5 protein-coding genes are annotated in these 9,045 nt (G+C 60.6%); 2 read left to right on the top strand and 3 right to left on the bottom strand.

Annotated features, from left to right (window positions below; all coding sequences use genetic code 11):
• Positions 1-11: 11 nt before the first annotated feature.
• Positions 12-797: a hypothetical protein gene (locus LOC68_RS21520; RefSeq protein WP_230222553.1), complete on the top strand. Its 786-nt coding sequence runs from the start codon at positions 12-14 to the stop codon at positions 795-797.
• Positions 798-807: 10 nt separating this feature from the next.
• On the opposite strand, the gene LOC68_RS28640 is transcribed toward LOC68_RS21520, so the two are convergent.
• The 3 genes from LOC68_RS28640 to LOC68_RS21505 are packed head-to-tail and all read right to left on the bottom strand — an operon-like array spanning position 808 to position 5,948.
• Entirely contained in the window at positions 808-2,994 is a 2,187-nt protein-coding gene (locus LOC68_RS28640; RefSeq protein WP_230222551.1) for an HlyD family efflux transporter periplasmic adaptor subunit, read from the bottom strand.
• A gap of 3 nt (positions 2,995-2,997) precedes the next feature.
• A complete protein-coding gene (locus tag LOC68_RS21510; RefSeq protein ID WP_230222549.1) occupies positions 2,998-3,918 on the bottom strand; it encodes an efflux RND transporter periplasmic adaptor subunit in 921 nt (306 codons plus the stop codon).
• Between the two features lie 8 nt (positions 3,919-3,926).
• A complete protein-coding gene (locus tag LOC68_RS21505; RefSeq protein WP_230222547.1) occupies positions 3,927-5,948 on the bottom strand; it encodes an efflux RND transporter periplasmic adaptor subunit in 2,022 nt (673 codons plus the stop codon).
• A 384-nt stretch (positions 5,949-6,332) separates the two neighbouring features.
• On the opposite strand from LOC68_RS21505, the gene tssH reads away from it, so the two are divergent.
• Positions 6,333-9,014, top strand: coding sequence for a type VI secretion system ATPase TssH (gene tssH / locus LOC68_RS21500; RefSeq protein ID WP_230222545.1), 2,682 nt, complete (start codon positions 6,333-6,335; stop codon positions 9,012-9,014).
• The last annotated feature ends 31 nt before the right edge of the window (positions 9,015-9,045 follow it).

The following is a 9,045-nucleotide window of genomic DNA, read 5'->3' as shown; positions in this document are numbered from 1 at the left end:
GAAGACGAAGGATGCGTCATTTCAACACTATCTGCCTGATCTTCCTCCCCCTCTGCGGAGCCATCTTCGCCGCTTGGGAAGTCCGTGCTGAGTCTCCGGCCTCTCCGTTTCGCATTCGTCCCGCTGCGTTTACTCAGACCGCTCCGCCAGAGCTGGGACCGGTCGATCCGCCGCCGGATGAGATCATCCCGAAAGGGGCCATGATCACCGAAGATGATATTCTTCCCCCTGGCGAACGTTACGGCGAACTCTACCGCTCGGTCGCTGACGGCAAAGATCCATTCAAACATATGACCCCGGAACAGCTCCAGACGTTGCTCGAACGTCGCCCGGCCGACTCCTACACGATCAACACCGGCTACCGCGATCCCGAAATCCAAACCGGTCCCAACCATCAGGTGAAACTGCCGGCCAACGTCGCCGCGGAACTGTTCGCCGAATACCCCGAAGTCGACACCATCTACGGCGTCCAGCGTCCGTGGGCGCCGTCGGTCGCGATGTGGGAAGCTCCGGCCTTCTATCACCAGCCGCTCTACTTTGAAGAAGTCAATCTCGAGCGCTACGGAAACCGTCATCGCGTGATTCAGCCGGCGGTCTCGGCGGCTCACTTCTTCGCCAACACGATCATGCTGCCGTACAAGGTTGGCGTGAATCCGCCCTGCGAACGGATCTACACCTTGGGTCACTATCGCCCCGGCGACAACAACCCGCATGATCGTCACGGGCTCCCCTGGAGCTGGCGCGGCGCCGTTTACATGGGAACGTTCTATACTGGCGCCGCTTTCGTCCTGCCGTAGCGAACGCTGGCTACAACTCGAAACGGAAGTTGCCGCTGATCCAGCGCGAGATTCGCTGGCCTAAAGAAAGAGACCGGCCGAGCACAACCGCTTTGCCGCGTGTGCCGGGCAGCAGCTTCGTCGGTACCGACTCGAGTTCGACCGTCGCTTGATACGATCGTTCGACCAGCGACATTTCTCCCGCTTCCCCCTCTTCGACCGGCAGTTCCGCTCCTTGCGCCAAGTTACGGGGAGCGTCGACAATCTCGTCGCGTGAGATCTCGACGATCCGTCCTCGAACCGCCGCACCGGTCAAACCGTCGAAGAGGAGCTCGACGTTGTCTCCCACGTTCACCAGGTCGACGTCGCGCTGATGAATCAGCAGCTGCGCTTCGATCCGGTCCGACTCGGCGACGATCGCGAGCAAGTCTCCCCGCTGCATCAACGCGCCGCGATTCTTCTCCTCCAGCGGCGTCCCTTTCCAGGTCGGCAGTTGACGCTGCGATTGCCCCGCTTCTACGCGAAGCGGCGGTGGGAGGACGACGCCGTCGCTCGGCGCCTTAATCGTCAGTCGCTCCGCGTCGCGGCTCACTACGTCGAGTTGCCGCTGCAAGTCGGCGAGCACCGCTTCGGCGGCCGGGATCTGGGCGGCGACGGTGCGATCGTTATTCACCTGGCGATGAAGGTTTTCGACATGCTGTCGCTGTTCGTTCAAATCGCCGGTCAGTTCGACCCGACGCAGTTGGATATCGTCGTTGACCAGTTGAGCGAGCGTTTCGCCGGCAATGACATGATCGCCGGCGGCCACGGTCGATTCGATCCGACCTTCGACCGGCACATAGATCCGCTGCGAGTCGGCCAACTGCGCCAGGACCGGCGATTGTACGCGTGCGGCCCAACGGATCTGCGATGCACCTAGAAGCAAAGCGCTGATCACGACCGCCGCAATCGCCAGGCGTTTTCCTCGAATCTCACGCATCGCCATTGGTCGGTTCCACCAGCGGAAAAGTCCGATCGCCGGCTGAAACAGCAAGCCGGCGACCACCAAGACCACGACCGTATCGCCCAGCGGCGCCAGATCGTTGGCCTTCAACATTTTATAGACGAACCAGACGAGAAACCCGATCACCATCGTCCGGTACACCAGGGCGGCGATCCCATACGTGCGTAAGAAGCGAGGATTCGCGTCGAGCGGCGCCTCATTCAGCTCCTGACGTGTGAAGAATCGAACCAGCGGACGCTGAATCGCTTCGCTCGCTTGCTGCGACAAGTTCGGCACGTCGACCCAGTCGGCGAAGATGTAATACCCGTCGTACCGCATCAAAGGGTTGCCGTTTACCAACAGCGTACTGACGCTCGCAACCAGCATCACGCTAAAGCAAATCGACTGCACGATCCCCGGTTCGCTGAAATACCACAGCACCGCACAGAACGACGCGACGATCAGTTCGACGTACATCCCGGCCGCCGAGACGAACATCCGCCGCTTCCGGTCAGGCAACAGCCACGCGTCCGACACGTCGCAGTACATACAGGGAACAAACGCCAACAGCATCACGCCGATCTGATGACACTCGCCCCCGAAATGTTTACAGGCCAGCGCGTGTCCCAGCTCATGCAGAATCTTGACCATCGCCAGCGCGAGCGCCATCCAAAGGAGATTCTCGCCTTGAAATAGCGACTGCACCGTCGGCATCCGCTGCAAGATCTCTTCGACATGCAGCAGCCCCATCAGCATCAGGGCGCTGGCGATCACCAGCACGGTCATGACCGTCGTCCGGTGAAAGAGCCACGCGAAGTAGGGAGCGATCGCGTCGAGCGCTCGATCAGGATCGACGCCGGGCAAGCGGATCGAAAGGACCGACAACGGCGCCGTCGACCATCGCCACAGTCGCTGTTGCTCGGCTCGTTCCAGCAGTTGCTTGGATTGTCCCGTCACTCCGGCGATCGCCAGACCGCGGGCATGCAGCGAATGACAGAACGACGTAATCTCGACCGGGCGAATCTTCAGCGGAGCGTATTCTTCTTGGTACGCGTCTTGAATTTCGGCGACCGACATTTGCCCGTCGAGCCGCCGCAAGATGAACATCTCATGCTCGCCGAAATAGAAGTAGCGCAGCGTCACCGGATCCTTCACCACAAAGCGGGGCTCAAGCGTTCCCTGCTGGCGAACGATCTTCAGATCGGGACGAATGCGTACGTTCAGCGAAGCGCCCACCGTTTACTTTTCCACCGAGACTTCTGCGGCCGCCGGGGTTTTGGCGTCGTCAGCCATCTCATCGGTCGAGATCGACATTTCGACCCGCAAACCAGGGCGGAGTTTCAAATCCGCGTTATCAATTTCAACCCAGACGCGAACGTCGCCGTTAACCGGGTCGACTTCCGGATCGACGAAGATCACCTTTCCCGGCACTACCAACGGATCGCTTCCAGGCAGCGAAACGCGCACCGTCGCCGCGCGATCTTGCAATCCGATCGCCGCTTCGTCGCTCCGCACGAACCCTTCCGCTCGCAGGCGATCAATCCGGACGATCTTCACCACCGGATCGGCGATGTCGACCCATTCCCCCTCGCGACGAAAGACATGGACGACCATCCCTTCGATCGGCGCGACGATCTTGTGCTTGGCGAGACGTTCGCCGGTGATCGCCGCTTCCGCTTCTTTCAGATTGGCGGTCAGCTTGGCGATCTCTTGCTGTTCGCTCGATTGTTCAATTTCCAGCCGGTTCTTCTCCGCCAATAGACGGAGACGATCGAGCTCGGTCTGCGTCACGGCGTTCGGAAAGTTGGCGATCGCGTCCAAGGCTCGTTGCAATTCGGCCTGCGAGACTTCGAGCGACTTCTTCGAGAAGCGGATATTGACGTCGTTCTCCGCTTCCCGCTGGGCGATCGCGTGCTCCGCCTTCTTCGCGACCAGTTCCAACTCCATCTCTTTGTCGGCGATATGCGCGAGCAACTCGCCCCGATCGACGATCGTTCCTTCGCGGACGTTGACCTTATCGAGGGCTCCGGCCTGTTGCGCCGGCACTTCGACCGTCTCAATGATTTTGAGCAGCGTCGAGTTGACCGAAATATCCGCGGCCGCAACCGGCGAAGAGATCTGAGCGGCGATCGCCAAGGTCCAAGTCAGGATTCGTTTCATGTCGTCAGTTACCAGAAAAGGCGGCGGCGTACCGCTTCCCAAAGTTCGTGCGTCCAGACGTATGCCAAGCTGCGCGTTCCGCAATCGACGCGGCCCGAAACCGAAACGCCGGGTCGCAGGAAATCGATCTCCGTCTTGTCAAAGCTGGCGGTCAGCAGCGCCGCCGGTTCGTCGGTCTCGCTCCCAACGTCAATCACCTGCGAAACCTCGGTCAGCTTCGCTTGATGTTTGACGCCTGGTTCGCTGACCAGGTGAAAGGTGATCGGCAGTTCTTGTTTCGTCGCCGCTTGGGCGTCGAGAATATGCTTGGTTCGGCGGTCGGCCGCTTCCAGCTTCAGAACCCACGGGCCATCCACTTCCGCGACTTTCAGCAGCGAATCGCCCCGCGATACCGGGCGGGCCTGAAGCGTTTCATCAATGTCCCAGCTCAGAATCTGCCCGGCGACCGGCGCGGTCAGCGTCAGACTTTGCTGTTGCTTGTCGAGCAGCAGCAGTTGCTCCTGCAAGTTGGCGATCCGCCGCGTCAGGCGAATCTCGTCGGCTGACAGCTGATCGCGATCGGCGCTCCGATTGTCGCGGCGATCATCGTCACGGCGGGTGTTCTGCGTCCGTTCGACACGGACCGCGTCGAGCTCCGACTGTGCGGCGGCGAGTAGACCTGCCGTTTCGGTTTGTTTCAGTTCCAAGTCGGGCGAACGAAGCTTGGCGACCACCTCGCCGGCGTCAACCATTTGCCCATGCTTCACCAAGATCTCATCGACATAACCGTCGAGCGGCGCGAACAACTGGCGTTCGACTTCTGGCTGCAATTGCCCACGAACATCGATTTCAAATCGCGCCGGAATCAGCCAGGTCGCCAACAAGACGAGCAAGACCGGCAGTACGTAACGCATCGTGCGCGATAGCTTCCGCCAACCAAATTGGGCAAGCACCATCCCGACGAACTGCATCACGCCTCGCAGCGGCAGCTTTTCGTAACGTTGGGCGTTATCGAGCGCAATACTCGCCGTTTCGGCCAGACTACGGGTTCGCGACAACAGTCGTTCGACCTCGGTCGCTTCCAGCTGTTCGACGATCATCACGCCGACCAGCGTCCCTTCCGCCGTCGCTTCCTCTTCTTCCTCGTGCTCTTCCTCACGGACCAACGGTACCGCGATCAGCAGTCGAGCCGGCGACTCTTCCAGATAGTCGACCAGCGCGTCTTCGATTTGCGGCGGCAGGTTTTCGCGATCGCCGCGGAAGATGATCGGTTGTTTCTGCTTGGCGACGGCGGTCGCCAGTCGTTCTAGTTTGCGTACCACGGCGGCGCGACGATTGATCACGTCGATGCCGCTGATCGCTTGGATGTAGGCGGCGGGGCCATCCCACTCGGCGACGCTGACCCGATCGGCGTCGAGCGCCAAGCGGCCGTCGTTGGCGATGCGGTAGCAAGTCCGCTGGACGTCGAGTTCACGATGGACGTCGCGAGCAAAGTAAAGTTGATTCTTCCAGTTCTGTTCGGCGCCGGCGAAATCGGCCAATAGCCGCCGCTCTTGAAAATGAACGGCAATCTCGCCAAACGCGTCGAGTAGCCGCAGCTGTCCGTTTTGAGTCACTGCCGGCAAATCGGCCGGTTGATACAGCACCAAGAGGGCGCTCGTACGAGCGACCGTCTCAAGTGGCACGGCCAGCATCAAACGAGTCTGGCCCCCTGACTCTCCGCCGCTGACGATCGCCGAGGCTTTCGGCTTGCGAAGCGCCGCTTCCAGCGAACAGGCGTCGATATCAATCGCGACGTCGCGCTGGGGGGCGGAATAGACCTTGTCGAACCCTTGTTCATATAAGGGTTGGAGACGACGTGAAGCGCCCAGTTGCCAGATGGCGGCGCCCTGGGCCGAAGCGGCGAAGATCAGCCGCGATAGCAGCTCTGGCCAAAACTCTTCCGGTGAGGACGCACCTTCGGCCAGATCAGCCAGTTCGTCCAACAGCGAATCAAGTTGCCGGCGAGCGTCCTCAGCCGTGCGGACCGAAATTGGGGACTCGGAAGACATAAGCGGACTAAAAAGTGGCGTAGCGGCTGGACGTCCTACCCAGACCGGAGCCTCTTTGTGCGGCGGCGTTCCTCGCCGCGCATCCGTGAGCATGCATGATAATGGTCAGTCCTGACGAGGGGAAATCACGTCGCCTGACAGGTTCCAATATATTCACATGTCGCTCGGCCAAACGCCGCTTTCTGAAAACCTGTTGCCTGCAGTCGACATTTGGTCGGCACAACCCTCCCAACCCGCCTAGTCGGCGCCCATTCTGGTAGGAAGCGAATCGCCCGGGGATGCAATTTCGCCCCGTACGTCGATGTGATCCTACACTCCCGAAGGCGCATCTTGCGCCCCCCGCGACGACACGCCAACCTCCCTCCCAGACGCGAAAGCCGCCTGATGTCCGGACTCAATCTGAAATCACTCGTCGGCAAACTGAACCCGGTCTGCCGTGGCGCTCTTGAATCAGCTGCCGGGCTTTGCCTGTCGCGGACCAACTACAACATTGAGGTCGAACACTGGCTTACCAAGATGCTGGAAGCCCCGTTTACCGACCTGGAAGCGATCCTGAAGCATTACGAAATTGACCGGACTCAGTTCACCACCGAGCTGACCCGCGCCATCGACCGCTTCAAGACCGGCAACGGCCGTCCGCCGAGCATCGCTCCGGCCGTCGTCGACCTGGCTCGCGACGCCTGGCTGTTGGCTTCGATCGAATATGGGGAACCGGCGGTCCGCACCGGGCACATCATGCTGGCCCTGCTCAGCGACGAAAACTCCAATCGTGCGATCGTCGGCAGCTCGTCGGCTCTCGGCAAGATCTCGGTCGAATCGCTAAAACGAGAACTTCTCAGCATCACCGCCGATACCGACGAATCGACCACCAAGTCCGAAAAGGCCGACGCCGCGACCGACGGCAAACCGAAGAAGCCGTCGAAGACACCGTCGCTCGACCAATTTACGGTCGACCTGACCGAACGCGCCAAGAGTGGCGCCATCGATCCGGTCCTCGGCCGCGATGACGAAATCCGCCAGATCGTCGACATCCTCTGCCGCCGTCGCCAGAACAACCCGATCCTCACCGGTGAAGCGGGCGTCGGCAAAACCGCCGTCGTCGAAGGCTTCGCTCTCCGCATCGCCGCCGGCGACGTGCCGGAAGTGCTGGCCAACGTTTCGATCCGCTCGCTGGACCTAGCGCTGTTGCAAGCGGGCGCCGGGGTCAAAGGGGAATTTGAAAACCGGTTGAAGTCGGTCATCGAAGAAGTCAAAAGCTCGCCGAAACCGATCATCCTGTTCATTGACGAAGCTCACACCATGATCGGCGCCGGCGGACAAGCCGGACAAGGGGACGCCGCCAACTTGCTGAAGCCGGCGCTCGCTCGCGGCGAACTCCGCACCATCGCCGCGACGACCTGGGCTGAATACAAGAAGTACTTTGAACGTGACGCCGCTCTGGCTCGCCGCTTCCAAGTGGTCAAAGTCGAAGAGCCGAGCGAGCCGAAGTGCATGGACATGATGCGCGGTCTGGTCGCGACCCTCGAAAAGCATCATGCCGTTCGCATTCTGAATGAAGGGGTCGAAGCGGCGGTCAAACTTTCGAACCGCTACATCAGCGGCCGCCAGCTGCCGGACAAGGCGGTCAGCCTGCTCGATACCACGTGTGCCCGCATTGGTCTGAGCCAGAACTCGACTCCGCCCGAAATCGAAGACGCCCATCGTCACATCGAACAGCTGACGACCGAGATTGCGATTCTGGAACGAGAAATGGCGGCCGGCGCCGAAGATCACACCGCCGCGATCGCCGACCTGGAAGCGACTCGCGCGACCGAAACCGAACGGCTTGAAAAACTGAACGAACGCTGGGCGAACGAAAAAGAGTTGGTCTTCAAGATTCGCGACCTGCAAAAACAGCTGATCGACGACGACGCTCTCCGCGGCGTTCCGGTCAAAGAAGGAGAAGAGCCGCCGGTCTTGTTGACCGATGAAGAGCGGGCCGACATCCGCTCGCAAATCCAAGCGACCCACAGCGAACTGGAAGAAGCCCAAGGGGAAGACCCGCTGGTCCACGTTTGCTGCGACGCCGCCGCGGTGGCCGAAACGGTCGCCGCTTGGACCGGCATCCCGGTCGGCCGCATGGTCTCCAACGAGATCAAGACGGTGATGAACTTGCAAAACCTGATGGAAGAAGCGGTCGTCGGTCAGTCGCACGCGATGAACCAGATCGCCGAAAGCATCCGCACCTCTCGGGCTCACCTCGACGATCCGAGCCGTCCGATCGGCATCTTTTTGCTGGCCGGAACAAGCGGCGTCGGTAAGACCGAAACGGCCCTGACGCTGGCCAACTTGCTTTACGGCGGCGAGCAAAACCTGACCACGATCAACATGTCGGAGTTCAAGGAAGAGCACAAAGTTTCGCTGCTGATGGGCTCCCCTCCCGGCTACGTCGGTTACGGCGAAGGTGGCGTCCTGACCGAAGCGGTCCGTCGCAAGCCGTACAGCGTGATCTTGCTCGACGAAATGGAAAAGGCTCACCCCGGCGTCCAGGACATCTTCTATCAGGTCTTCGACAAAGGTCACATGAAGGATGGCGAAGGACGTGACATCGACTTCAAGAACACCGTCATCATCATGACGTCGAACGCAGGCACCGACCTGATCATGCAGCTCTGCCGCGATCCTCAGCGTCAGCCGAGCCCCGAACAGTTGGGCGAAGCGCTGCATGACGAGCTGCTGAAGACGTTCAAACCGGCGTTCCTCGGCCGCGTCAGCGTGATCCCTTACTTCCCGCTGGCCGACGACGTGATGAAGCAGATCGTTCGCTTGAAGCTGAAGAAGGTCGGCAAGCGGGTGAAAGAAAACTACAACGCTTCGTTCGACTACACCGATCTACTGGTCGACGCGATCGCCGCTCGCTGCACCGAAGTCGACACCGGCGCTCGCAACGTCGACAAGATCCTGACCCGCACGCTGCTGCCGGAACTCTCGTCGGAGTTCCTCGCCCGGATGGCCGAAGGGGGCGAGATCGGCGGCGTCAACGTCACGGTCGGCGAAACGGGAGACTTCGCTTACGAGATCTTGTAAGTCGCCGATCATTCCAACTAGCGCACGTCGA

The sequence above is a fragment of the Blastopirellula sediminis genome (assembly GCF_020966755.1).
Lineage (GTDB): Bacteria > Planctomycetota > Planctomycetia > Pirellulales > Pirellulaceae > Blastopirellula > Blastopirellula sediminis.
This window is presented reverse-complemented; position numbering and strand designations above follow the sequence as displayed.

Excerpts from the sequence above, each read along its gene's own strand:
- LOC68_RS21520 (WP_230222553.1), top strand. The coding sequence starts at position 12 with ATGCGTCATTTCAACACTATCTGCCTGATCTTCCTCCCCCTCTGCGGA.
- LOC68_RS21505 (WP_230222547.1), bottom strand. The coding sequence starts at position 5,948 with ATGTCTTCCGAGTCCCCAATTTCGGTCCGCACGGCTGAGGACGCTCGC.
- LOC68_RS21510 (WP_230222549.1), bottom strand. The coding sequence starts at position 3,918 with ATGAAACGAATCCTGACTTGGACCTTGGCGATCGCCGCTCAGATCTCT.
- tssH (WP_230222545.1), top strand. The coding sequence starts at position 6,333 with ATGTCCGGACTCAATCTGAAATCACTCGTCGGCAAACTGAACCCGGTC.